At 70.6% G+C, this 23,305-nt stretch carries 15 protein-coding genes; 4 read left to right on the top strand and 11 right to left on the bottom strand.

Going from position 1 to position 23,305, the window contains the following annotated elements; genetic code table 11:
* Window positions 1-136: 136 nt before the first annotated feature.
* Genes M8C13_RS34955 through M8C13_RS34940 form a run of 4 tightly spaced genes read right to left on the bottom strand, consistent with a single transcriptional unit; the run spans window position 137 to window position 1,588 of the window.
* A complete protein-coding gene (locus M8C13_RS34955) occupies window positions 137-481 on the bottom strand; it encodes a hypothetical protein (RefSeq protein WP_252485069.1) in 345 nt (114 codons plus the stop codon).
* A 4-nt stretch (window positions 482-485) separates the two neighbouring features.
* Window positions 486-860 (bottom strand): hypothetical protein, encoded by a 375-nt coding sequence (locus tag M8C13_RS34950; RefSeq protein WP_252485068.1) that lies wholly within the window; start codon window positions 858-860, stop codon window positions 486-488.
* 42 nt (window positions 861-902) lie between these two features.
* Window positions 903-1,238, bottom strand: a complete 336-nt coding sequence (locus M8C13_RS34945; protein WP_252485067.1) for a hypothetical protein — start codon at window positions 1,236-1,238, stop codon at window positions 903-905.
* The gene (locus M8C13_RS34940; protein ID WP_252485066.1) at window positions 1,235-1,588 is read right to left on the bottom strand and encodes a hypothetical protein; all 354 of its coding nucleotides are present in this window, start codon (window positions 1,586-1,588) and stop codon (window positions 1,235-1,237) included. The genes M8C13_RS34945 and M8C13_RS34940 overlap by 4 nt, the downstream gene beginning before the upstream one ends.
* A gap of 319 nt (window positions 1,589-1,907) precedes the next feature.
* Here M8C13_RS34940 and M8C13_RS34935 point away from each other — a divergent pair, with 319 nt between their 5' ends.
* On the top strand, window positions 1,908-2,411 hold the full coding sequence (locus tag M8C13_RS34935; protein WP_252485065.1) for a DUF2690 domain-containing protein: 504 nt from the start codon (window positions 1,908-1,910) through the stop codon (window positions 2,409-2,411).
* A gap of 708 nt (window positions 2,412-3,119) precedes the next feature.
* Here the strand turns inward: M8C13_RS34935 and M8C13_RS34930 are convergent.
* From M8C13_RS34930 to M8C13_RS34920, 3 genes are all read right to left on the bottom strand, one after another.
* Entirely contained in the window at window positions 3,120-4,580 is a 1,461-nt protein-coding gene (locus tag M8C13_RS34930; protein WP_252485064.1) for an alpha/beta hydrolase, read from the bottom strand.
* A gap of 55 nt (window positions 4,581-4,635) precedes the next feature.
* Window positions 4,636-5,352: a MerR family transcriptional regulator gene (locus tag M8C13_RS34925; protein WP_252485063.1), complete on the bottom strand. Its 717-nt coding sequence runs from the start codon at window positions 5,350-5,352 to the stop codon at window positions 4,636-4,638.
* 382 nt (window positions 5,353-5,734) lie between these two features.
* Window positions 5,735-6,955, bottom strand: a complete 1,221-nt coding sequence (locus M8C13_RS34920) for a YncE family protein (RefSeq protein WP_252485062.1) — start codon at window positions 6,953-6,955, stop codon at window positions 5,735-5,737.
* Window positions 6,956-7,142: 187 nt separating this feature from the next.
* Between M8C13_RS34920 and M8C13_RS34915 the strand changes: the two genes are divergently transcribed.
* The 3 genes from M8C13_RS34915 (at window position 7,143) to M8C13_RS34905 (ending at window position 9,370) form a co-directional block, all read left to right on the top strand.
* Window positions 7,143-7,526 (top strand): MmcQ/YjbR family DNA-binding protein, encoded by a 384-nt coding sequence (locus M8C13_RS34915; RefSeq protein ID WP_252485061.1) that lies wholly within the window; start codon window positions 7,143-7,145, stop codon window positions 7,524-7,526.
* A 1-nt stretch (window position 7,527) separates the two neighbouring features.
* A complete protein-coding gene (locus tag M8C13_RS34910; protein WP_252485060.1) occupies window positions 7,528-7,890 on the top strand; it encodes an MmcQ/YjbR family DNA-binding protein in 363 nt (120 codons plus the stop codon).
* A 319-nt stretch (window positions 7,891-8,209) separates the two neighbouring features.
* Window positions 8,210-9,370, top strand: a complete 1,161-nt coding sequence (locus M8C13_RS34905) for a serine/threonine-protein kinase (protein WP_252485059.1) — start codon at window positions 8,210-8,212, stop codon at window positions 9,368-9,370.
* Window positions 9,371-9,379: 9 nt separating this feature from the next.
* Here M8C13_RS34905 and M8C13_RS34900 read toward each other — a convergent pair whose 3' ends face one another.
* The 4 genes from M8C13_RS34900 to M8C13_RS34885 form a co-directional block, all read right to left on the bottom strand.
* Complete coding sequence (locus M8C13_RS34900; RefSeq protein WP_252485058.1) at window positions 9,380-18,559, bottom strand: type I polyketide synthase; 9,180 nt, start codon at window positions 18,557-18,559, stop codon at window positions 9,380-9,382.
* Between the two features lie 69 nt (window positions 18,560-18,628).
* Window positions 18,629-19,672: a ketoacyl-ACP synthase III family protein gene (locus tag M8C13_RS34895; RefSeq protein WP_252485057.1), complete on the bottom strand. Its 1,044-nt coding sequence runs from the start codon at window positions 19,670-19,672 to the stop codon at window positions 18,629-18,631.
* 27 nt (window positions 19,673-19,699) lie between these two features.
* Entirely contained in the window at window positions 19,700-20,890 is a 1,191-nt protein-coding gene (locus tag M8C13_RS34890; protein WP_252485056.1) for a cytochrome P450, read from the bottom strand.
* 75 nt (window positions 20,891-20,965) lie between these two features.
* Window positions 20,966-23,233: an ATP-binding cassette domain-containing protein gene (locus M8C13_RS34885; RefSeq protein WP_252485055.1), complete on the bottom strand. Its 2,268-nt coding sequence runs from the start codon at window positions 23,231-23,233 to the stop codon at window positions 20,966-20,968.
* Window positions 23,234-23,305 lie beyond the last annotated feature (72 nt).

Below are 23,305 nucleotides of genomic sequence, written 5' to 3'. Positions count from 1 at the left end.
GATTTGCTCGCGCGTGTTGCCGACGACGGGACAGGTGCGGCCGGCCGGGCCCGCGAACGCCACCTGCGGCAGGGCGGTGGCAGCGCCGGTGACGACGGCGCCGGTGACGAGGACCCGGCTCAGCGTTCTCCTCGCGCTACCAGCGGATGCCGATGTTGGACGGCCCCCGCGGTCCGGAGACCTTCACCGTGTAGTGGCCGGTGGGGTAGTTGGAGCAGGTCCAGGACCGGGCCGGGTCCTCGGCGCGGAACGTGGTGCTGCAGGTGCGGCCCTGACCGGACACCGACCACGTGGCCGTGCCGCTGCCGTGCACGTCGGCGTCGACGTGGAAGGTGGTGGCCTCGATGGTCAGGCCGAACTCGCAGGAGGCGGTGGAGCAGTCGGTGTACTTGCCGCCCGCGTGCGCGACCTGGGGGATGAGCACGAAGGCGCTCACCGCGACGACGGCCGGAAGGACTCCCCGGAAGAGCTTCTCGCGCATCGGCTCAGCTCCCGGTCGGGTTGTCGAGCCAGCGCAGGCCGATCGTCGTCGGACCCGCCGGGCCGGTCACCCGCGCGTGGTAGCGGCCCTTGGGCGACCAGCTGCGCAACCACGAGCCGGGCCCTGCGGCCGCGTCGAAGTCCTGCACGTGGTACCAGTTCTCGTCCAGGCTCCACAGCTCCCAGCGCCCGGTGCCGCTGCCGTGCACGTCGGCGTCGATGGACAGGCCGCCACCCTTGTAACCAGAGACGTAGAGGTCGCAGACCGTGGCCTGGCAGGTGGAGGAGAAGGCCGCGGCCGAAGCGGCCTGGGGGAGGAGCACCGCGGCGGAAGCGGCGATCACGCCGACGACCGCGCCGCGGGAAAGGATCTTGCGCATCGATATCCCTGAGTTGTTGCGGGCAAAGGAGGAAGCGCCTGGTCAGGCGAGGAAGTACCGGCAGTCGACGATCGCGTCGGTCCTGCTGCTGGCCGGCTGCTTCCCGGAGCCCGGCGCGTATGCCTGGATCCGGTACAGGGTCCCGCGATCCCAGTCCGCCGTGCACATGGCGACGTCGGTGGCGTTGAAGAAGTACCGCAGCCCTTCCTGGTGGACCTCCGCGGGCAGGTCCAGGTACCACCGGTACCAGAAGGTGTTGCTGACGTTCTGGCTGCTCACGGTATAGCTGCCGGTGTCCGCGACCGCCACTGCGGGCAGACCCGCGAGCGCGGCCCCCGCGGCCAGCGCGACCGCCGCGACCCGAACCCGCGCGCTCACCAGCGGAGGCCGATGCTCGAGGGGCCCTGCGGGCCTTCGACTCGCGCGCTGTAAGTGCCCGCGGGCACGTTGTGGCAGAGCCACGAGGCGGGGCCCGCCGAGGCGTGGAAGGTGTTGCTGCAGTTGTAGCCGTTCGGCCCCCAGACGTACCAGCGGCCGATCCCGACGCCGTGCACGTCGGCGTCCACCGAGAGGGTGCCACCCGGGAAGCCGGGGACGTCGAAAAGATCGCAGTCGCTCACCGAACAGGTCGCGCTCTCCGGCCCGGCCATCGCCAGCGGCGAGGCCAGCACCAGGCTGGCGCCCACCACCGCGGTCACGACCGCGCCACGGGAAAGGATCTTGCGCATCAATGCTCCAGGATTGTTGCGCCCCGGGGAGGAAGTGCTGGACAGCGCAGCGCGCGGCATGGATTCACGCATCCGTCTTCCCCGGGGTCGAAAGCCGCTGACGGGGCGACTTTAAGACAGCAACCAGCGTTGTGGTTGCGGTTTCAACCCTGGATGAAGTCCTTGCCGTGTCCCCCGGCCCGACCGCACGATAGCGCCGCCCGTGCGTCTCCGCGGCCACCGGAACCTTCACGAAAGATGTCGCGGTGCCTGTGTTTCCGACCATACCGCCGCGCACGAACTCCCCGCCACCCGAGCAAGAAATGCGAGCTGAACCAGCATGAGCCTGACCTCTTTCCTCGGCAAGGCAGCGGCCGCCGCGGCCCTGCTCCTCGCCTCGCTCTCCCTGCAGCAGGCACCGGCCAGCGCCGCGCCCGCCGCCCCCCAGCCCGCCACCTCCCAGCAGGCCGCCTGCTGGGGCCAGGGCTGCGCCGGGCAGGACCCGCAGTCCTCTGGCTGCGCCGCCAGCGGCTACACCGTCGAGTCCTTCTACGCCCACTGGGGTGACTTCGTCGAGCTCCGGCACAGCTGGGACTGCGGCGCCTACTGGACCCGCGTCACCGCCAACAGCGACAACCGCCCGTACCGCACCGCGACCCAGTCCGGGCGCGACAACGGCACCGTCATCTACGAGCACACCGTCTCGGGCAACTGCTGGCCCAACGGCACCGGCGCCCCCTGCGCCGCGACCTGGACGCCGATGGTCGCTGGGGCCCTGATCCGCACCTGCCACAACGCCGACGTGCTGAACTGCACCGCCTGGCGCGTGACCAGCTCGGGCTGAGCCCGCTGCGGGCCGGCCGTCCCGCCGGCGGCCGGCCCGTGCTCACAGCCCGCCACGGTCAACGTCCGCCCACGCCCATGGGGATGTTCCAAGGCGATAGCAGCTCAGTCCACCGTGGACGCCATGTCCGCCGATCGCCTCCCGCCCAAGCCACCAATCTGTGCGCGGCTCCAGCAACCGATCAAACCAGGCGTGCTTGCTCCGCGGTCGCTCCACTGCGGCGGACACGCCCTCACCGCACGGCACGAGGCAACACGTCGATCGTGAACTGAACTGAGCTGACTCTTCATCAGCGGGTTCGGGGTTCGAGTCCCTGGCGGCGCACAATACGGAATCGGTCCCACCTGCATTAGTAGGTGGGACCGTTCATTTTGGACTGTCCACTGTGGACATGTGGTCGCTCCACTGCGGCTGCCCTGCGGAATCCAAGATCATCAACGTCGTGCAGCCATACCGTTGCCTCTACGGACACGCTTCCACTGGCCTCTCACACACCACAAACGCTGAGCTGTCCGCCGCTGTCGCAACAGGCCAATCCAGCCGGATCGGCTGCGGCGCAGTTCGACTCGGGCGGGCCACGGGACGTGCTGCTGGTGACAGCTACCCGGGCCCGCCCGAACCAACCTCAAACGCGGCCGGATACTGCCTTCGGCGGTTTTGCGGCCGCCGGTGCCGGTCTGGGTGGTGAGCGAGCCGGCCCTTCGGGAATCAGCCGGTTTCAGCCGCGCACTTCACATCGCTCGGACGCTGTCCACCGAGCAGGTACTCGGTGACCTTGTCGTTGGCGCAGTTGTTCTTGCCGAACAGGTAGGCGCCGTGCCCGCCCTGGTCGACGGTGATCATCGCGGCCCGGTCACCGAACGCCCGGCGCGTCGAGCGGGCGCCGACGAGCGGCGTGGCGGGGTCGCGCTCGTTCTGCACCATGAGGATGTTGCGCGGCCCGCGGTCAGACGGCAGCACCTGCTTCTCCACCGGCTTCGGCCAGAACGCGCACGGGTAGATGTTCGCCCCCGCGGCACCGAACATCGGGTACCGGAGGCGGTCCACGGCGACGTTGCGCTCGTAAGTGCTGACAGACGAAGGCCACTGGGAGTCACCGCAGATCACGTGCAGGCGGCCGGAGATCAGGCTTTCCACGCGCGGGAGCTCCGGTACCTCCGTGGGCGGCAGCGGCTGGTCGTTGTCAAGCGCCTTCCACTGCGCGGCCATCTTCGAGAACGCCGCGTCACCGGTTTTGTAGAGGCCGCCGAACACCAGACTCCGGAAGTGCTGACCGGTGACGCCCTCGAAGGACGGCTTCGCGTCCAGCCTGCCCGCGAGCTCGAAGTACTTGGCTCGCACCTGCTGCGGCGTGGTGCCCAGCCCGTACTCGGGGTGTGCCGCCGCCCACTTCGCGAAGTCCGGGAACGTGTCCTCCACTCCGAGGCTGTACATGCGGCCACCCTCGACGTCCCAGCCACCCTTGGAGAGGTTGCTGTCGAGCACGACGCGGTCGCTGGTCCTCGGGAACAGCGTGGCGTAGACCGAGCCCAGGTACGTGCCGTAGGAGTGGCCGAGGTAGGAGGCCTTCTTCTCACCCAGTGCGGCGCGGACGCGGTCCAGGTCGCGGGCGATGTTCGCGGTCGTGTTGTACGGCAGTTCGTCGGCGGTTGAGGACTTGAGGCACTGCTGTGCCATCGTCTTGACCTCTTCAGCCCGCTTGCGCACATCGGCCTGCGTCACGGCGTACGGCGGCACGCTTCCCGTAGCCATCTGCGCCTCGGTCAGGTCGCACGTGGCAGGCGAGCTGTAGCCGATGCCGCGCGGGTCCATGCCGATCACGTCGTAGGCCTCCAGCACGCTCTGCGGCATTCCCTGTGCCTTCAAGGAGAACGGGAACGTGAGGCCCTCGGCCGGCCCGCCGGGGTTGGTCAGCAGGATGCCCTTGCGCTTGTCAGGGCTCTTGCTGGCCAGCCGGGTGATCATGATCTCGGTCTGGCGGCCCTCCGGCTTGCGGTAGTCCAGCGGCACCTGGAGCTTTCCGCACTCCAGTCCGGCAAGCGCCACGTCAGCGGGACACGCGACCCACTGCACCTGCTTCACCGGCGGTGTGGCGGATGCCACCCCCGGTACCGCCACCAGCGCCGCGGCGGCGGTCACCACCGTAGCCAGCGACAACGATTTTCGCATTAGCGAATACCTCCCCGACGACGCGCCCCCTTCGGCGCGCCAAACCAATGAAATGTCAGCCGTTCATGCGGATCAGGACGTCGATCTGGGCCTTGTTGTAGAGCTCGGCCACGACCTTGACCATCGTCTGCATCACGAACTTCTCGCCCCGCGGCGAATCCCCGTACATGCCGACGGCATCCGGGAACGCCGCACGCATCTCTTGGACGTACGGGAGCGCGCTCATGCGGTCGGCCAGGCGTTGGCGGGTCTCCTCGTCCGCGTCCGCGGGCAGGTTGTCGAACTCCACGATCGCGATGTCCTTCGAGTGGCTCCTCAACACCTCGCTGTAGGTGGCCAGCGCCTCTGGTGAGAGCAACTGGGCGATCACCACGGTCGCCGCGCGGTCCTGCGGTGACAGGTTCGCCTCCGCGACCGTCGCCGAGATGCCGGGCGGCAGGTCGGTCGATGCCTCCTGGCGCAGGATCAATGCCAGTTCCACGCGGATCCGTTGCAGCCGTTGGATCGTCGCGGCCAGTTCGGCGTCGAGTTCGCGCAACGCCTCGCCGGGATGTTCGTCCCCGTCACCGAGTTCCGCGATCTGCGCGAGCGACAGGCCGAGATCGGTGAGGCGCTTGATCCTGAGCACCCGCACGAGATGGGTCATGCCGTAGCTCTTGTAGCCGTTGGAGCGGCGCTCGGGCTCGGCGAGCAGGCCCACGTCGTGGTAGTGCCGGATCGTGCGCAACGTCGTGCCGGCGAGATCGGCCACCTGGCTGGTGCTCCACCCCACGACCTCTCCCTCCGTTCGGCCCTGACACGACCCAGTTGAAACCATGCCGCTACGGCATGGTCAAGGCAGGCCGGATCTTTCAGGCGAAGGTGTCGGGAAGAGTCCACTTTCGTCGCAACAAAAGGCCCCGGTCAAGCCGACCGAGGCCTTTTGTTGCGTTACAAGGACTTACGTCGAATGCCAGCGTGCGGCCCAACTCGGCGCGAACCGCGGAAACGGCATGGGGTGAACCGACGTGACATCAGGCGATACGACACCACGCCGTCTTTTGATCAGCGGGTTCGGGGTTCGAGTCCCTGGCGGCGCACAATACAGAATTGGTCCCACCTGCACCGGCAGGTGGGACCAATTTTTTGTGCCGTCCACAGTGGATTCTGGACGCTCAGCTTGTTCCGGTCCAGCCCGCCGGCACGTGGCCCAGCCGCACCCGCTGCGGGTGGTCGCCCACCGGCACCGACGCGATCTTCTTACCCGTGGCGAAGTTGATCGAGGTGACCCGATCGGCGCCGCTCTCGGAGATGACGCAGGCGGTCCCGTCGCCGGTGACTGTCGCCCAGTACGGCTTCGAGGCCTCGACGAGCGGGCCCTCGGCGAGGGTCGTGGAGTCCACCACAGTCGCGTAGTCGTCCATGGTGCCGGCGACGCACAGCTTGTTCCCGGCGGGACTCATCGCGATGCCGTGATGCCGGGAGTCGTTGACCCACTTGGTGCGGTCCTCGGTGGTGTTCGGGTTCTTCGGCAACACCTTCTCCCTGGTGATCCGGTCGCTCGCCACGTCGTACTCCAGGAATCCGTTGAAGAAGGAAACCTGGAAGTAGAGCTTCGAGAAGTCCGGGGAGAACGCCGCCGGCCGCACCGCGTCGGAGTAGCCGGAGCGGCCGAACGCGTTCAGCCGCTCCCGCATGTCGATGATCTTGACGACCTTGAAGGTGGTCGTGTCCACAACAGTGATCTTGCGGTCGCCCTTGGTCCAGTCGAGGCTCGGGTCGTCGAGCGCGGTGTTGACCTCACCGATGGACATGTTCCACAGGTAGCGGCCGTCCGCGGTGAAGACGTTCTCGTGCGGCTTGTCACCGGTGCCGAACGAGCCGAGTTGCTTGCCGGTCTTGATGTCGAGCACGTGCACGGTGTTGGACGTCGACGCGGACACCGCGACCCTGGTGCCGTCCGGCGACACCGCCATGTGGTCGGCGCGGTAGCCGGACACCGGGAACCGCCAGTTGATGTTGCCGGAGGCCAGGCTGATGGACACCACGTCGGCGAAGCTCGGCCGGGACACGACGACCGCCGAGGCGTCCGGCGTGGTGTACATGTCGTCGACGAACTGGTCGTGGCCCTCGCCGACGGTTGTCCGGATACCCAGGAAGTACAGGAGCTTGATCGGGTCGAGGTGGATCTCCCGCAACCGCTCTTCCTTGTCCGGGATGATGTTGAGCCGGCCGATCGGCCGCAGGTCCGAAGTGGACGCGAGGACGTCCGCGGTGCCGGCCCAGTTGTTTCCCACCAACAGCACCTCGCGGGTGCCCATTGGCTGGGCGGAGGCGGGAACGAAGCCGGTTGCGACCGTGATGGCGGCCAGGCACGCGGCGATTCGGGTGAGCATCGGCGATCTCCGATCCGACTAGGATTTTGTAGACCGGTGAGATGCAGCGAACCAGCGTTGCGGCGGCGGTCAATAGAGGACGGCGGCCAACGCTGGGCACACCCGTTGTGGGCCGGACACAATGTCGTGCTCGAGACCATGGCCGATCCCGGTGAACAGTGGCTGGTGTCGCCAGTAGGAGATGATCATGGACGGAGAAGAGTTGCTGAAGACCGCGGCCACTCACGCCGGGCAGCTGCCTGGGGCCGGCCTGGAGCACCCCTTCGGTCCGGACTGGGAGGTGTTCAAGGTGCGCGGCAAGGTCTTCATGCTGATGACCGAGGTGCCCGGACGCCCCGTAGTGATCCTGAAGTCGGACCCGGCCGAGGCCCGGGCGCTGCGGGAGCAGTACGAGCACATCACCCCCGGCTACCACATGAACAAGAAGCACTGGATCACCGTCGAGGGCGGGGACGCGGTCGATGAGGAGCTGGTCGGGGAGCTGGTGACCGAGTCCTACCGACTGGTGGTCGGCGGGCTGCCCAAGTCACAGCGGCCGGTTGACCCGCACACCTACGGCCGCCGCTCCTGACATGCCGGTCAGCGGCGAGCAGCTCCAAGACACCGCGCGCGAGACCGCGGGAGGGCTGCCCGGAGTCGGCCACGGGCGCCCGTTCACCGAGCAGCTGGATGTCTACAAGGTCGCGGGCAAGGTGTTCCTGATCGTCACCGACGACCCGGACGAACTCATCATCACCGTCAAGGCGGAACCGGAACACGGCTGGATACTGCAGGACCGGCACACCTCGATCACCCCGGGCCGCTACCTCGACAAGCGGCACTGGATCTCCGTGGGCGCCGGCCCTGGCGTCACCCGGGACGTGGTCGCCGAGCTCGTCGAGGACTCCTACCACCTCGTCCTGGCGACGGTTCCGCGCAACCGCCGTCCCGGATGATCACCAACAAGCGCAACGCCGTCCCTGGCGAGGTCGTCGTCCGCCCGCACCCCACCAAGGTCATCGCCTACGGCGGCATCACCGACTGACGAACGGTCCTCGGGGTTCTTGCTCCGCGCGTGCTGTTCCGTAAACCCTGAGTGGGCGCCTGCGGACGAACGCGTTGGCGGGGCCGCACACGCCTCGTCCGGTGGTTGAAAATAGGGGAATCACTCACGAGCAGGCCGGTGCCGGGCTGCTCGGCTTCGGCGTGGTGGTGGTTTGTGGTGGTCGGCCGCCGGGCACTCCAACATGTCCTGAGGGCGGTGGAGGTGCGGTGGTGTCGGTGCCGTGTGATGCGGAGCTGGTGGCGGGGCGGTACCGGCTGGGCGAGTGCCTGGGCACCGGGGGCACGGCGGAGGTTCGGCGGGCCTACGACACGGTGCTCGACCGCCTTGTCGCGATCAAGCTGTTCCGGCCGGGGTGGGATGTCGCGGCTGGTCGCCGCTTTGACAACGAGGTCCGGACCCTGGCGGGGCTGTCCCATCCCGGGCTGGTCGGCGTGCACGACGCGGGCACCAGCGACGGGGTGATGTTCCTGGTGTTGCAGCTTGTCGAGGGGGACACGCTGCGCGATCGCATCGCGGACGGGCCGCTGCCGGCGGGCGTGGTGCGCAGGTTGGGGGCGCAGGTTGCCGAGGCGCTGGCGTACGTGCACGAACGGGATGTGGTGCACCGCGACATCAAGCCGTCGAACATCCTTTTTGACGGCGCGGACAATGCTCATCTCGCCGACTTCGGCTTGGCTTATCTGTTGGGCAGTACCCGGTTCACCCGGGCTGACGAGATCGTGGGCACGGCTGCCTATCTGGCCCCGGAACAGGTTCGCGGGACCGAGGTCGGGCCGCCTGCCGACATCTTCGCGCTGGGGTTGGTGTTGCTGGAATGTCTGACCGGGCGGCAGGAGTACCGGGGTGGCGAGGCGGAGGTGGCCGTTGCCCGGCTGCACCGTGCGCCCGACATTCCCGAGGACCTACCCGCGGACTTGGCCCAGCTGCTGTTGATGATGACGTCGCTGACGCCGAAGCGGCGGCCCAGCGCGCTCGACTGTGCGCGGGTCCTGCGCGGTGAGCAGGTCGCCGGTCCCACCCTGCCGGTCGACGTGGCGGAGGTCGGGGCGGAGCGGACGCCGGTGTTCTCCCGGACCGCGCTGCTCACCGGCGCGGCCGTTCTGCTCGGCGCGATCGCCGTCGTCTGGAGTGCCACCCCGGGGTCCGAGTCGGACAGTTCGGCCCCTCCCCCGGTGACGGGCACCAGCACTGCCCCACTCACCACCGCGCCTGCGCCGCCGCCTGCCACCTCGACGGTGCCCACCTCTTCCGCGCCGCCGCCGGTGGTCACCGTCCGGCACAGCGAACCCACGACCGTCCTGGACAAGCCTGGGAAGAAGGCCAAGGGCGGCAAGGACAAGGCCCCGGGGCAGAGCAAGAAGAAGGGCTGATCCGGCTGCTCAGTCTCCTTGGGGCATGAGGGTGGCGAGTTGGTCGGTGAGGTGGGTCAGGGGGCGGTTGCCGGCGGCCGCGGCGGTGAGGAGTTCGCGCAGGTGGGCGATGGCGGCCAGGACCGGGGCGTCCGGGTCTAGTTCGGGGAGGTCGAGCTGGGTGAGCAGGTGGGTGGCGAGCTCGGTCGCGGAGGGGTGGTCGAAGGCGACCGTGGTGGGCAGCCGCAGGGTGGTGGCAATGTTGAGGCGGTTGCGGAGCTCGACTGAGGTGAGGGAGTCCAGGCCCAGGTCGTCGAAGGACTGTTCTGGGGTGATGTCCTCGGTTGAGTCGTGGCCAAGGACGGCGGCCAGGTGGGTGCGGACCAGGTCGATGAGCAGGTGTTCGCGGGCGGGAGCGGGGAGCGGGAGCAGGCGTTCGGCGAGGGTGGTTTCGGTGTGGGGCTTGGACTCTGGGGTGTGGCGGCGGGCGGTGGGGGTGACCAGGCCGCGGTAGAGGGCGGGGAGCGGGGCGGGGTTTGTTTGCAGGGTGGACTCGTTCAGGGGAGCGGTGATCACTAGTGGTTCGCCCAGGGTTTGGGCGGAGTCGTAGAGGGCCAGGCCGGTTTCCGGGGTGATGGGGATGAAACCGTTGCGGGTCATGCGGTCGAGGTCGGTTTGGCTCAGGTGGGCGGTCATGCCGCTGGCTTGCGCCCACAGGCCCCAGGCGAGGCTGGTGGCGGGCAGGCCATCGTGGTGGCGGTGCTGGGCCAAGGCGTCCAGGAAGGTGTTGGCGGCGGCGTAGTTGGCCTGGCCCGGGGTGCCGGTGACCCCGGCGATGGAGGAGAACAGCACGAAGGAGGTGAGGTCCAGGTGCTGGGTCAGCTCGTGCAGGTGCCAGGCGGCGTTCACCTTGGGGCGCAACACGTTGGTCAGCTGGGCCGGGGTCAGTGCGGTGAGCATGCCGTCGTCCAGCAGGCCCGCGGCGTGCACCACGTCGGTGAGGGGGCGGTCGGGTGGGATGGTGGCCAGCAGGGCGGCCAGGTCGGCTCGGTTGGCGGTGTCGCACGCGGTGATGGTGACCTGCGCGCCCAGGCCGCGGAGCTCGGTGGTGAGGTCCGCGGCACCGGGGGCGTTGAGGCCGCTGCGGCTGGTCAGGAGCAGGTGGATGCCGGGGTGGCGGGTGGCCAGGTGGCGGGCTACCAGGGCGCCCAGGGTGCCGGTGCCGCCGGTGATCAGCGCCGTGTGGTGGGTGGTGGGCGGGATGGTCAGGACGACCTTGCCGACGCCCTTGGCCTGGGCCAGGAAACGGAACGCCTCCTTGGCGCGGCGGATGTCCCAGGTGGTCAGCGGGGAGGGGTGCAGCACGCCCTTGTCGAACAGGACGAGCACCTCGGCGAGGATGTCGCGCAGGCGTTCCGGGTCGGCACCGGGGAAGTCCGGTTCGGGGCGGGCCAGGGTGGTCAGGTCGAAGACGCGGTAGGTCACGCCGGGGTGCGCGGCCTCGACCTCGGCGGGCTCGCGGATGTCGGTCTTGCCCATTTCCAGGAACCGGCCGCCCGGGGTGAGCAGGCCCAGGGAGGCGTCGATGAACTCCTCAGCGAGTGAGTTGAGCACCACGTCCACGCCGGCGCGGAACCGGTCGCGGAACTCCAGGGTGCGGGAGCTGGCGATGCGGTCAGCAGGCAAACCCATGGCGCGCAAGGTGTTCCACTTGGCGGGGCTGGCGGTGGCGTAGACCTCGGCGCCGAGGTGGCGGGCCAGTTGCAGGGCGGCCATGCCGACTCCGCCAGCGGCGGCGTGGATCAGCACCGACTCGCCTGGCTGGAGCCTGCCCAGGTCGACCAGGCCGTAGTAGGCGGTCAGGTAGACCATCGGCACGGCGGCGGCCTGGGCGAAGGTCCAGCCCTCGGGCATGAGGGCCAGCAGGCGGCGGTCGGCGACGGCCTCGGGGCCGAACGCGCCGTTGAAGTAGCCCATGACCCGGTCGCCCGGCGCCAGGTCGGTGACCCCGGGGCCGGTCTCGATGACCACGCCCGCGCCCTCCGCGCCCATGGTCACGTTGCGCTCCGGCACCATGCCCAGGGCGATCAGCACGTCGCGGAAGTTCAGGCCCGCGGCGCGCACCGCGATCCGGACCTGGCCTGCGCCAAGGGGTTCCGGGTCGTGTGCCACCAGTGCGAGGTCGTCGGGGGCGGTGTGCGCCACCGGGACCAGTCGCCAGTGGCCGGTGGCGGGTGGGGTGAGGGTGTCGGTGGCGGCTCTGGCGAGTCTGGGTGACTGGAGCGCGCCGTCGCGCAGGGCGAACTGGGCTTCGCCGGTGGCCAGCGCGCCGGGCAGGGCGCGGGCCGAGGACTCGCGGCCGTCGGTGTCCACCAGGACCAAGCGGTCCGGGTTTTCCGTCTGGGCGCTGCGGATCAGGCCCCAGACGGCGGCCACGACGGGGTTCACCGGCTCGGTGCTGGTGGCCACGGCTTCGCGGGTGAGCACAACGAGGCGGGAGTTGGTGAAGCGTTCCTCGGTCAGCCAGTGCTGAAGGGTCGACAGGAGGTCGTGCAGCAGCATCGTGGTGCGGTCGGCCAGGTCGGGTTCACCGCTGTCGACGATCGGCAGCAGCACCGTGGCCGGGACGGTGCTCGCCGCGGCCAGCGCGGTGAGGTCCGGGTGTGTGGCGAGCGGGCGGGCGAGGGTGGCCGGGGTCAGCGACTCGTCCTGGCCGAGGACGGCCCAGGGTTCGGCGGTGGCCGCGGGGGCGGTGGGCATGGTGGTCCAGGCCAGGCGGTAGAGGCCGTCCGGGCGGGTGGTGCGCAGGCCGTCCGCGGTGATGGGGCGCAGCAGCAGGGAGTCGACCGTGGCGACCACGGTGCCCGCGGTGTCGAGCAGGGTGAGCGTGGCGGAGACCGAGTCGGTGGCGTCGGTGTCCAGGCGCAGGCGCACCCGGGAGGGGCGCGCGCCGAGTGCGTGCACGGTGACGCCGGACCAGGCAAAGGGCAGCACTGCGGGGCCGGTGCCCTCAATCACGCCGAGCAGCAAGGGGTGCAGGGCCGCGTCCAGCAGGGCCGGGTCGAGGACGAACTCGCCGGACTGGCCGCGTCGTTCGGGCAGCTCGATCTCGGCGAGCAGGTCCGTGCCCTGCCGGGTCAGCCTGCGCAGGCCACGGAAGGCCGGGCCGTAGGTGTAGCCGTGCTCGGCGAGCCGGGGGTAGAACTCGGCCAGGTCGACTTCCGCGCCTGGGTCGGACGGCCAGTCCGGCGTGGTGACTGGCGGAGTGGCGGTGGCGAGGATTCCGGTGGCGTGCCGGGTCCAGGGCCGGTCGGTGTCGCGGCTGGAATCCGGGCGGGAGTGCACGCTCAGCGGGCGGCGACCGGAATCATCCGGCTGGCCGACCACCACCTGGAGGTCCACGCCGCCCTGCTCCGGCAGGATCAGCGGCTCCAGCAGGGTCAACTCGTCCACCCGGTGGCAGCCGGTCCGCTCCCCCGCGCGCAGCGCCATCTCCAGCAGCGCCGCGCCTGGCAGCAGCACCGCGTCCAGCACCCGGTGGTCGGCGAGCCAGGGCTGAGCCTGCTGGGAGAGCCAGCCGGTGAGCAGGGTGTCCCCGCCGGTCGCGCTGTCCACGGTGGCGCCCAGCAGCGGGTGGCCGGGCGCGCTCAGCCCGGCGCGTGCGACCTCGCCGGAGCCGGTTTTGGCGGTGAGCCAGTAGCTCTGCCGCTGGAAGGCGTAGGTGGGCAGGTCGGCCCGGTGGGCGCCGGTGCCGGCGAAGGCCGCGGTCCAGTCCACCGCCACGCCCTGGGTGAACGCGGTGGCGAACGCGGTCAGCAGTTGGGCCGGGCCGCCGAGGTCGCGGCGCAGCGTGCCGGTGACCATGGCCTCGGCGCCGGCGTCCTCGATGGTCTCCTGGATGCCGGTGGTGAGCACCGGGTGCGGGCTCATCTCCAGGAACGCGTCGTATTGCTCGGCCAGCAGCGCCCTGGTGGCCTCCTCCAGCCGCACGGTCTGGCGCAGGTTCCGGTACCAGTAACCGGCATCGGCCTCGTGGTCGGTGAGGAACCGGGCGGTCACCGTGGACAGCAGCGGCACCCGCACCGGCAGCGGTTCGATCGGCGCGAGCAGTTCGGCCAGTTCCTGCTGGACCAGCTCGACGTGCGCGGAGTGCGAGGCGTAGTCCACCGGGATCCGGCGGGCCTGCACACCAGCCGCGGTCAGTTCGTCGAAGAGCTGCCCAAGTGCCTCCGCGTCACCGGAGACCACGGTGGAGGACGGGCCGTTGACCGCGGCCACCGAGATCTGTCCGTCCCAAGTGGACAGTCGCTGGTCCACCTCGGCGCGGGGCAGCGGGATGGAGACCATGCCGCCCTTGCCCGCCAGCGCCAGCAGCGCCTTGCTGCGCAGCGCCACGATCCGGGCGGCGTCGGCCAGGGAGAGCGTGCCTGCCACGTGCGCCGCGGCGATCTCGCCCTGGGAGTGGCCCAGCACCGCGGCGGGTGCCACCCCGTGCGCGCGCCAGAGCGCGGCCAGCGAGACCATCATCGCGAACAGCGCGGGCTGCACCACGTCCACCCGGTCCAGCTCGGGCGCATCCGGCTCGCCGCACACCACGGCACGCAGCGACCAGTCCAGGTGCGGGGCCAGCGCCCGTTCGCAGTCGGCCATCGCGGCGGCGAAGACCGGTGAACTGGCCAGCAGCTCCTTGGCCATCCCGGCCCACTGCGAGCCCTGGCCGGGGAAGACGAACACGACCTTGCGCCGCTTGACCCCGGCGTGCCCGGTGACCAGGTTGGCGGCCGGGGTGCCGGTGGCCAGCGCGGACAGGCCCTCGGTCAGCTGGGCGCGATCGCCCACCAGCACCGCGCGGTGCTCGAACACCGCGCGGCCCGAGGCCAGCGACCAGCCGACGTCCACAGTGGACAGATCGTCGACCGCGCTGTGCAGCCGTTCCGCCTGTGCCCGCAACGCTTCCGGGCTGCGGGCGGAGAGCACCCAGGGCACCGCCGCCGGTTCCGGCTCGGCACTGGACCGGGCCTCCTGCTCGGGCGCCTCCTCCAGCACGAGGTGCGCGTTGGTGCCGCTGATGCCGAAGGAGGACACCCCGGCCCGCCGCGCGGTGCCGTGCCGCGGCCAGGGCTGTGCCTCGGTCAGCAGCCGGATGCCGCCGGACCAGTCCACCAACGGCGTCGGCTCGGTCACGTGCAGCGTGCGCGGCAGCACGCCGGCCCGCATCGCCTGCACCATCTTGATCACGCCGCCGACCCCGGCCGCGGCCTGGGTGTGGCCGAGGTTGGACTTCAGCGAGCCCAGCCACAGCGGGCGGTCCTCGGGGCGGTCGCGGCCGTAGGTGGCCAGCAGCGCGTCCACCTCGATCGGATCGCCCACCTTGGTGCCGGTGCCGTGCGCCTCGACCACGTCGACGTCCACAGTGGACAGACCGCCGTCGGCGAGCGCCCGCCGGATCACCGCCTGCTGGGCCACGCCGCTGGGCGCGGTCAGGCCGTTGGACGCACCGTCCTGGTTCACCGCGGAACCGCGCACCACGGCCAGCACCCGGTGCCCGTTGCGGCGGGCCTCGGACAGGCGTTCCAGCAGCACCAGGCCCACGCCCTCGGCCCAGCCGGTGCCCTCGGCGGCGGCGTCGAAGGCCCGGCAGCGGCCATCCGGCGACAGCCCGCGCAACCGGCTGAACTCCAGGAACGCGCCCGGCGAGGACATCACGGTGACGCCACCGGCCAGCGCCAGCGAGCACTCCCCCGAACGCACCGAGCGCACCGCGTTGTGCAGGGCCACCAGCGAGGAGGAGCAGGCGGTGTCGATGGTGATCGCGGGGCCGGTGAAGCCGAACTGGTAGGCCACCCGGCCGGAGGCCACGCTGCCCAGGTTTCCCGTGTAGAGCAGGCCTTCCAGGTTCTCCGGCATCCGGTCGTAGGCCGGGCCGTAGTCGTGGTACATCAGCCCGGCGAACACGCCGGTGTCGCTGCCGCGCAAGGACTCCGGGTCGATGCCCGCGTGCTCCAGGGCCTCCCAGGCGGTTTCCAGCAGCAGCCGCTGCTGCGGGTCCATGGCCAGCACCTCGCGCGGGGACAGCCCGAAGAAGGCGGCGTCGAACTCGTCGGCCTGGTGCAGGAAACCGCCCTGGCGCACCGCGCTCTTGCCCGCCTGGGCCGGGTCCGCGTCGAAGAGGTCCGCGGGCCAGCCCCGGTTGTCCGGGAAGCCGGAGATCGCGTCCACCTCCTCGGCGACCAGCCGCCACAGCTCCGCCGGGGTGCTGACCCCGCCGGGGAACCGGCAGGCCATGCCCACGATGGCCACCGGCTCGTCCACCTCGCTGGTGCGCGCGGGGGCCGCGGTCTCCGCCGCGCCGGTGAGCGAGTCCAGCAGGTGCCCGGCCAGCGCGTGCGGGGTGGGGAAGTCGTAGACCAGGCCGCTGGGCAGGCGCAGTCCGGTGGCCGTGGCCAGCGCCTCGCTCAGGCTGACCGACATCATCGAGTCGAAGCCCAGCTCGGTGAACGGCGTGCGCGGCTCGACCGGGGTTGCGGCCGAAAGACCCAGTGCCACCGCGACCTGCGCCGAGACCAGGTCGGTCACCGCCTGCTGACGCTCCATTGTGGACATACCAGCCAGCGTTGCGGCGAGGCCAGTCGGCGCAACGGAAACCGGGGCCGACGCGGTGTCCAGCCAGTGCCGTTCGCGCTGGAAGGCGTAGGTGGGCAGCTTGACCCGGTGGCCCGCGCCGGTGGTGAAACCGGCCCAGTCCACCGCGGTGCCGCGGACGAAGACCTGGCCGAGCGCGGCCAGGAAGCTCTCCCGTTCCGGCCTGCCCTTGCGCAGCACGCCGGCCGCGATGCCGGGTTCGGCCTCGGGCAGGCAGCGGGCCACCATCGGGGCCAGCACGGCGTCCGGACCCAGTTCCAGGAAGGTGCCCACGCCTTCGGCCCGCAGCGCGCGGACCGCGTCGTAGAAGCGGACCGGCTCGCGCACGTGCCGCACCCAGTACCCGGCGTCGGGGGCCACCGGCTCGCCGGTCACCGTGGAGATGATCGGGATCCGCGGCGGGTGGTAGGTCAGTCCGGCGCAGACCGCGCGGAACTCGGCCAGCATCGGCTCCATCAGCGGTGAGTGGAAGGCGTGGCTGACCCGCAGCGGCCGGGCCCGGTGGCCGAGCGAGCGCAGCCGCTCCACCACCTCGGCCACCACGTCGGCCGCGCCGGAGAGCACCACCGCGCGCGGACCGTTGACCGCCGCGATACCCAGCCGGTCCTCGTGTCCGGCCAGCAGCGGCGTGACCTCCTCCTCGGGGGCGAAGACCGCGACCATCGCCCCGCCGGTCGGCAGCGCGCCCATCAGGCGGCCACGGGCGGCCACCAGCGCGCAGGCATCGGGCAACGACAGCACCCCGGCCACGTGCGCGGCGGCCAGCTCACCGATGGAGTGCCCGGCCAGGAAGGCCGGTTCGATGCCGCGCGAGCGGGCCAGGTGGAACAGCGCGACCTCCACCGCGAACACCGCGGGCTGGGCGAACTCGGCCTGGTCCAGGCCTTCACCGGAGTTGATGACCTCGCGCAGCGGGCGGCCCAGCAGCGGGTCCAGCTCGGCGCACACCTCGTCAAAGGCGGCCGCGAACTCGGGGAACGCCTGGTACAGCTCACCTCCCATGCCCGGCCGGTGCGCGCCCTGGCCGGTGAACAGCATCGCGGGCACGCCCTCGGCGACCCGCCCGCGCACCACGCCCGGCGCGGGCCTGCCCTCGGCCAGTTCGGCCAGGCCGGCGAGCAGCTGCTCCTGGTCCTCGCCCAGCACCACCGCGCGGTGCTCGAACACCGTCCTGGTGCCCAGCAGCGCCCGGCCCACCGCGGCCGGGTCCAGCTCGGGGCCGGCCAGCACGAACTCGCGCAACCGCTGGGCCTGGGCGGTCAGCGCCGCCTCGGTCCGTCCGGAGAGCACCCAGGGCGCGGCCGGATCTCCGCGTCCCACCAGGGTTTCCGGCCGCGGCCAGTCGGTGACCACCAGGTGGCAGTTGGTGCCGCCCATGCCGAAGGAGCTGACCCCGGCCACCAGCGGCCGGTCCGGCTCCGGCCAGTCGCCGAAGTCCTGGCGCACGGCCAGGTTCAGCCGGTCCAGGTCGATGGCCGGGTTGGGTTCCCGGAAGTTGAGGCTGGGCGGGAGACCGCGGTGGCGCACGCTCAGCGCGACCTTGATCAGCCCGGCGATGCCTGCCGCGCCTTCCAGGTGGCCGATGTTGGTCTTGACCGAGCCGACCTGCACCGGCGGCCCCGATCGCCGCGCGCCGAGCACCTCGCCCAGCGCGGCCGCCTCCACCGGGTCGCCTGCCTTGGTGCCGGTGCCGTGCAGCTCGACGTACTGGACCTCGCCCGGTTCGACGCAGGCGTAGGCGTAGGCGGCGCGCAGCACGGCGCCCTGGGCCTGCTCGCTGGGCACGGTCAGGCCGCTGCCCGCGCCGTTGTTCACCGCGCTGCCGCGGATCACGCAGTAGATGTCGTCCCCGTCGGCCACCGCCCGCTCCAGCGGCTTGAGCAGCACCGCGCCGCCGCCCTCGCCGCGGACGTAGCCGTTGGCCCTGGCGTCGAAGGTGTAGCAGCGGCCGTCGGGGGACAGTCCGCCCCAGGCCGCCGAGATGGCCGCGGTCTCGGCCAGCAGGGCCAGGTTCACCCCGCCCGCGATGGCCAGCTCGGACTCGCCGTTGCGCAGGCTCTCGCAGGCCAGGTGCACCGCGACCAGCGAGGAGGACTGCCCGCTGTCCACCGCCATGCTCGGCCCCTGCGCGCGCAGGAAGTAGGACAGCCGGTTGGCCAGGATGCTGCGGTGGATGCCGGTGGTGGTGTGCTGCGCCGCCTCCTCGGCCTGCCGGTAGGTCAGCTGCGCGTAGTCGTCCCAGATGGAGCCGACGAACACGCCCAGCCTGCTGCCCGCGACCGTGGCCGGCACGATCCCGGCGTCCTCCAGCACCTCCCAGCCCAGCTCCAGCATCAGCCGCTGCTGCGGGTCCATCGCGGCCGCTTCCCGGGGCGAGATGCGGAAGAACGCCGGGTCGAAGGTGTCGATCTCGTCCAGGAACGAGCCGAACTGGCCCTCGGCGGGCCACCGTCGTGCGGGCACCTCGCCGATGGTGTGCCGCCCGTCCTTGAGCAGCTGCCAGAACTCACCGGGAGCCGCGGCTCCGGGGAAGCGACAGGAAATGCCGACGACGGCGATGCCATCCATATTGGTGTCTCCACAGTGGCGGGGAAAAAGCCGTTGTGGCGACGGTAAAAACCCGGGCCGGACTACGGCTCAAGAACGACTGATCTCCAGCGAGGGCATGGGCTCCTCGATTTCCACTACAGCGCAGCCCCAGCTGTACCCGGCGCCGACACTGACCAGCACGCAGCGGTCGCCCGGCCTGGCCTGCCCGGTGCGCACCAGGTGGTCCAGACCGGCGAACTGGTCGCCCGCGCCCAGGTGGCCCACGGTGCGGCCCCAGTCCCAGGCGGTGCGCGCGGGCTCGATGCCGAACCGGTCGTAGTACAGCGACTCCAGCCGGAGCCTGCCGAAGTTGGGCAGCACCACCCAGTCCGCCTCGGCGAGCTCCAGCTCGGCCTCGGCCAGCGCGTGTTTCAGCACGGTGGTCTGTCCCTGCGCCAGCCGCCGCATGGCGAAGGACATGCCGTGCTTGCGGTTGAACGCCTTGGTCACCTCCTCGAAGCTGACCGGGGTGCGGTGCGACAGCGGCGCCTCACCGAACGGATCTTCACCGCGGTGCAACGGTTCCAGCTCGGGGTCGGCGTAGGTGGCCAGCGACCGCAGCCGGGCGAACCCGCCGCGCCGGGACAGCACCACCGCCGCGCCGCCGTCCCCGTACGGCGTGCCGGGATCGGCCCGCCAGCGGTCGAAGCCGGGCAGGCAGTACCGGTCGCCGGTGGTGAGCAACGCGTCCCTGCGGCCGGGCCCGGCGAGCAGGTAGGAGGCGGCCAGGTCCAGCGCGGCCAGGCCGCCGTTGGACATCTGCCGGATCTCGATCGCCGGGCACTGGTTTCCGACGGTCTCGCGCTGCACATAGGAGGCCACCGCCCAGACGTCGTGGCCCTGGTAGTAGGTGTCGGCGTGCAGGATCAGGTCCACATCGCCCGGCCCTGACCCGGCACTGGCCAGCGCGGACCGCGCGGCCAGCACGGCCATCTCGGCCGCGGACTCCCCCGCCGAGACCGCCACCGAGTCCATGCCGGTGCGTTTGGCCGACATCGCCGGGCACTCGCCCGCGGCCACCGCCTCGGTCAGCGAACGCCGGGGCGGCAGCCAAGATCCGGTCGCGCGCAGGTAGATCTCGTCATATCGCACCGGGCACCTCCGGGCTGGGTAAGGGGTTCACCAGGTGACCTTCAGTTCCCACAGGCCGTAGACGATCGCGCGCTCCTTGGCCGGGATCTTCTCCACCGGGTCCACCAGGCTCAACGTGGGAATGCGCTCGAACAGCCGGGACAGCACGACCTCCAGCTCCAGCCGGGCCAGGTCCGCGCCGATGCACAGGTGCGCGCCGTAGCCGAAGCCGATGTGCCTGCGGCTGCCGCGGCTGATGTCCAGCTCGTCCGGCCGGTCGAACTCGCCGGGGTCGCGGTTGGCCGCCTGCAGCAGGCACAGGATGCCCTCGCCCGCGCGGATCACCTCGCCGCCGAGCTCGATGTCGGCCAGCGCGACCCTGGGCACCGCGAGGTCGCCGAGGCTGAGCCAGCGCACCAGTTCCTCGATCGCGGGCTTGAGCAGCGCCGGGTCCGCGCGCAGCCGGTCCAGCTGCTCGGGGTGGGACAGCAGCGCGGCCACGCCCATGGTGATGTGGTTGGCGGTGGTCTCGTGGCCGCCGTTGATCAGCATCCGGCACATGTGCACCAGCGAGGCGACGTCGAAGTCCTCCTGCTCCGCGCGGTACTCGGCGATGGTCCGGCTGATCAGGTCGTCACCGGGCTCGACCATCTTCTGCCGCACCAGCTTTTCCAGGTACTGGGCCACTTCCACCATCGCGGCCCGGCGCTGCTCGTGCGAGGTGCTGCCGCCGAAGAGGTTCTCGCCGTGCTTCTGCAGGAACAGCTGGTCCTCGCGGGGCACGCCGAGCAGCTCGCAGATCATGGTCATCGGCGCGGGCAGCGAGACCAGCTGGTGCAGGTCCGCGCCGGGACCGGCGGCCAGCAGGTTGTCGATGCACTCGTCGGTGTTGCGCTCCAGCGCCCCGCGCAGCTGCTGCACCCTGCGGTGGGTGAAGGAGGCGGCGACCTTGCGCCGGGAGGAGGTGTGCTGCGGCGGGTCGTAGGCGATGAAGGAGGTGTCGGTGCGGAACTCGGCTGGCGGGTCGAAGTAGAACGGGTAGCCGGGGTGCTTGCGCGAGGCGCTCACCCTCGGGTCGGTGAGCAGCTGCCTGGCCTCGGCGAAGCCGGAGATCAGCCAGGCGTCCAGCCCGGTGGCCAGCCGCACCTTGGACACCGGCTTGACGCCGATGATCTCCTCGTACTGCGCCGGCGGCGAGAACGGGCATTTCCGTTCGTAGGGAAAGGTTTCAGCTGCCATCGGTGCCCCCGGGTCGGCTTGGTCCTTGATCGGCCGAAGCCTTCCCGGGGCACCTTGGAGGCGGGTGGAACCGAACTAGAGCGCTTCGGCCAGGTACCGGCGCAGGTGCTCGCCGGTGCGGGAGTCGTTGGCGGACAACAGCTCGCGCGGAGTGCCGGTGAACACCACCTGTCCGCCGTGCTTGCCGCCGCCCGGCCCGAGGTCGACCACCCAGTCGGCCTGGCGCACGATGTCCAGGTTGTGCTCGATCACGATCACCGTGTTGCCCCGGTCCACCAACCGGTTCATCAGCGCCACGATGGTGTCCACATCGGACATGTGCAGGCCGGTGGTCGGCTCGTCCAGCACGTAGATGTTGCTGGTCCCGGCCAGCTGGCCGGCCAGCTTCAGCCGCTGCCGCTCACCGCCGGAGAGCGTGCTCAGCGCCTGGCCGAGGCTGAGGTAGGACAGTCCGACGTCGAGCAGTCCGGCCAGCTTCCCCGCGATCTCCGGTTCGGTGAAGAACTCCACCGCGTCCTCGGCGGTCAGCTCCAGCACATCGGCGATGGACTTGCCGCGCAACCGGTGCGCCAGCACCTCCGCCTTGAACCGGCGGCCGTCGCAGGACTCGCAGTGCATCCGCACCGGGTCCATGTAGGCCAGCTCGGTGACCAGCTCGCCGCGCCCCTTGCACTCCTCGCAGGCCCCGGCGGAGTTGAAGCTGAACTGCCCGGCCTGCGCGCCGCTGGCCTTGGCGAACAGCTTGCGGATCGGGTCCATCACGTCCAGGAAGCTGGCCGGGGTGGACCGGGAGGAGGCGGTGATCGCGGACTGGTCCACGAAGATCGTGCCCGGGTACGCCTGCACGAACGCCTCGGCGACCAGCGAGGACTTGCCCGCGCCCGCCACCCCGGTCACCGCGGTCAGCACCCCGGTGGGGAAGCTGACCGAGATGTCCTTGAGGTTGTGCAGCGAGACGTTGTCCACCGGCAGCTTCCCGGTGGGTGCGCGGAAGGTGTCCTTGATCGAGCCGCCGCGACGCAGCGCGGTGCCGGTGCGGGTGCCGGAGTCGCGCAGCTCGGCGAAGCTGCCCGCGAAGACGATCTCGCCGCCGTGCACGCCCGCGCCGGGGCCGACGTCCACCACGTGATCGGCGATCTCCATGACATCCGGATCGTGCTCGACCACGACTACCGTGTTGCCCTTGTCCCGCAGGTCGCGCAGCAGGTCGTTGAGCCTGCCCACGTCCGCCGGGTGCAGCCCGGTGCTGGGCTCGTCGAAGATGAAGGTCATCCCGGTCAGGCTGCTGCTGAGGTGGCGCACCATCTTCAGCCGCTGCGCCTCGCCGCCGGAGAGCGAGGAGGTGGCCCGGTCCAGCGAGAGGTAGCCGAGGCCGATGGAGGCGATCCGCTCCAGCGAGGTGCGCACGCTGCGCGCGATCGGCGTGGCCACCGGGTCGTCGATCTCGCCGAGCACCTGGATCAGCTCGCTGACCTCCATCCGCGTGTAGTCCACGATGGTGCGGCCGCCGATGGTCGCGGCCAGCGCCTCCGGGTTCAGCCGCGCGCCCCGGCAGGCGGTGCAGTCGTCCAGGGTGATGAACTGCTCGATGGCGGCCCGCTTGCGCTCGTTGAGCGAGCTGAGGTCCCGGTTGAGGTTCTGCCGCGTGAAGCGGTCCACCAGGCCGGTGTAGGTCAGCGCGCTGGTGCTGTTGGCAGTCCGCACGGTGACCTTGCCACCGCTGCCGTGCAACAACATCTGCCACTCGGCCTCGGTGTAGTCGCTGAGCTTCTTCGCGGTGTCGAAGTGCCCGGAGTTGGCGTACTGCTGCCAGTCCAGGCTGCCAACCTTGTGACCAGGCAACAGGATCGCGCCCTCGTCAAGGGACTTGGTCCGGTCCACCATCCGATCCGCATCGGCCTGCCGCTGCTGCCCAAGCCCCTCACAGGCCGGGCACATTCCCTGCGGAGCGTTGAAGGAGAACATGAACGGCGGCAACGAAGGCGTGGCGTGCCGGGAGAACAACATCCGGATGACCGAGTAGATGTCGGTCATGGTCCCCACGGTCGAGCGAGCGTTGCCCCCCACCGGCTTCTGGTCCACCACCACCGGCGTAGTGAGGTTCTCAATGGCGGCAACATGCGGCCGCTGGTACTTGGGCAGCTGGTTGCGGATGAACCAGCTGAACGTGCCATAAAGCTGACGCCGCGCCTCCACCGCCAGCGTGTCGAACACGATCGAGGACTTCCCCGAACCGGAGACGCCGGTGAACACGGTGATCTTGTTCTTCGGAATGCGCAGCGACACATCCTTGAGGTTGTGCTCGCAAGCCCCGACGATACGAATGTCGTCATGATCGGTCACGCGCGCACGGTAGGCGAAGCCGCTCAAGTCACACTCGAGCCCCCTGTGCGAAAGAGGCGTGGCGCGCCAGCG

The sequence above is a fragment of the Crossiella sp. SN42 genome (assembly GCF_023897065.1).
In the GTDB taxonomy this organism is placed as follows: domain Bacteria; phylum Actinomycetota; class Actinomycetes; order Mycobacteriales; family Pseudonocardiaceae; genus Crossiella.
Note: the sequence above shows the minus strand (reverse complement) of the source record. Positions and strands in the feature narration are given on the sequence as shown.

Bases quoted from the DNA above. Each gene is read 5' to 3' on its own strand.
- M8C13_RS34955 (WP_252485069.1), bottom strand. From the start codon at position 481: ATGCGCGAGAAGCTCTTCCGGGGAGTCCTTCCGGCCGTCGTCGCGGTG.
- M8C13_RS34950 (WP_252485068.1), bottom strand. From the start codon at position 860: ATGCGCAAGATCCTTTCCCGCGGCGCGGTCGTCGGCGTGATCGCCGCT.
- M8C13_RS34940 (WP_252485066.1), bottom strand. From the start codon at position 1,588: ATGCGCAAGATCCTTTCCCGTGGCGCGGTCGTGACCGCGGTGGTGGGC.
- M8C13_RS34935 (WP_252485065.1), top strand. From the start codon at position 1,908: ATGAGCCTGACCTCTTTCCTCGGCAAGGCAGCGGCCGCCGCGGCCCTG.
- M8C13_RS34930 (WP_252485064.1), bottom strand. From the start codon at position 4,580: ATGCGAAAATCGTTGTCGCTGGCTACGGTGGTGACCGCCGCCGCGGCG.
- M8C13_RS34920 (WP_252485062.1), bottom strand. From the start codon at position 6,955: ATGCTCACCCGAATCGCCGCGTGCCTGGCCGCCATCACGGTCGCAACC.
- M8C13_RS34915 (WP_252485061.1), top strand. From the start codon at position 7,143: ATGGACGGAGAAGAGTTGCTGAAGACCGCGGCCACTCACGCCGGGCAG.
- M8C13_RS34910 (WP_252485060.1), top strand. From the start codon at position 7,528: ATGCCGGTCAGCGGCGAGCAGCTCCAAGACACCGCGCGCGAGACCGCG.
- M8C13_RS34900 (WP_252485058.1), bottom strand. From the start codon at position 18,559: ATGGATGGCATCGCCGTCGTCGGCATTTCCTGTCGCTTCCCCGGAGCC.
- M8C13_RS34890 (WP_252485056.1), bottom strand. From the start codon at position 20,890: ATGGCAGCTGAAACCTTTCCCTACGAACGGAAATGCCCGTTCTCGCCG.